Below are 1421 nucleotides of genomic sequence, written 5' to 3' on the forward strand. Positions count from 1 at the left end.
ACGTAAGGGTGAGACCTGATGCCGAGCCGATTGTGGTGAAGTGGATGATCCTATGCTGTCGAGAAAAGCCTCTAGCGAGTTTCATGGCGGCCCGTACCCTAAACCGACTCAGGTGGTCAGGTAGAGAATACCGAGGCGTTCGGGTGAACTATGGTTAAGGAACTCGGCAAAATGCCCCCGTAACTTCGGGAGAAGGGGGGCCACGGCTGGTGATGAGGTTTTCCCTCTGAGCTGGTGGTGGCCGCAGAGACCAGCGAGAAGCGACTGTTTACTAAAAACACAGGTCCGTGCGAAGCCGTAAGGCGATGTATACGGACTGACGCCTGCCCGGTGCTGGAACGTTAAGGGGACCGGTTAGCTTGGTTTCGGCCAGGCGAAGCTGAGAACTTAAGCGCCAGTAAACGGCGGTGGTAACTATAACCATCCTAAGGTAGCGAAATTCCTTGTCGGGTAAGTTCCGACCTGCACGAATGGCGTAACGACTTCTCGACTGTCTCAACCATAGGCCCGGTGAAATTGCACTACGAGTAAAGATGCTCGTTTCGCGCAGCAGGACGGAAAGACCCCGGGACCTTTACTATAGCTTGATATTGGTGTTCGGTTCGGCTTGTGTAGGATAGGTGGGAGACTGTGAAGCGGACACGCCAGTGTTCGTGGAGTCATTGTTGAAATACCACTCTGGTCGTGCTGGATGTCTAACCTGGGTCCGTGATCCGGATCAGGGACAGTGTCTGGTGGGTAGTTTAACTGGGGCGGTTGCCTCCCAAAGGGTAACGGAGGCGCCCAAAGGTTCCCTCAGCCTGGTTGGCAATCAGGTGTTGAGTGTAAGTGCACAAGGGAGCTTGACTGTGAGACTGACGGGTCGAGCAGGGACGAAAGTCGGGACTAGTGATCCGGCGGTGGCTTGTGGAAGCGCCGTCGCTCAACGGATAAAAGGTACCCCGGGGATAACAGGCTGATCTTCCCCAAGAGTCCATATCGACGGGATGGTTTGGCACCTCGATGTCGGCTCGTCGCATCCTGGGGCTGGAGTCGGTCCCAAGGGTTGGGCTGTTCGCCCATTAAAGCGGTACGCGAGCTGGGTTTAGAACGTCGTGAGACAGTTCGGTCCCTATCCGCTGTGCGCGTAGGAGTATTGAGAAGGGCTGTCCCTAGTACGAGAGGACCGGGACGGACGAACCTCTGGTGTGCCAGTTGTCCTGCCAAGGGCATGGCTGGTTGGCTACGTTCGGGAGGGATAACCGCTGAAAGCATCTAAGCGGGAAGCCTGCTTCGAGATGAGTACTCCCACCTCCTTGAGAGGGTAAGGCTCCCAGTAGACGACTGGGTTGATAGGCCAGATATGGAAGCCCGGTAACGGGTGGAGTTGACTGGTACTAATAGGCCGAGGGCTTGTCCTCAGTTGCTCGCGTCCACTGTGT

The 1421-nt window shown here is 56.2% G+C and carries 1 rRNA gene (cut by a window edge); it reads left to right on the forward strand.

Annotated elements, in window-relative coordinates:
* Window positions 1–1400: ribosomal RNA gene (locus tag ABZ840_RS37695) — 23S ribosomal RNA — on the forward strand (its annotated part extends 1384 nt beyond the left edge of the window); the annotation flags it as partial.
* Window positions 1401–1421 lie beyond the last annotated feature (21 nt).

The sequence above is a fragment of the Streptomyces sp. NPDC047117 genome (assembly GCF_040643545.1).
GTDB lineage: Bacteria > Actinomycetota > Actinomycetes > Streptomycetales > Streptomycetaceae > Streptomyces.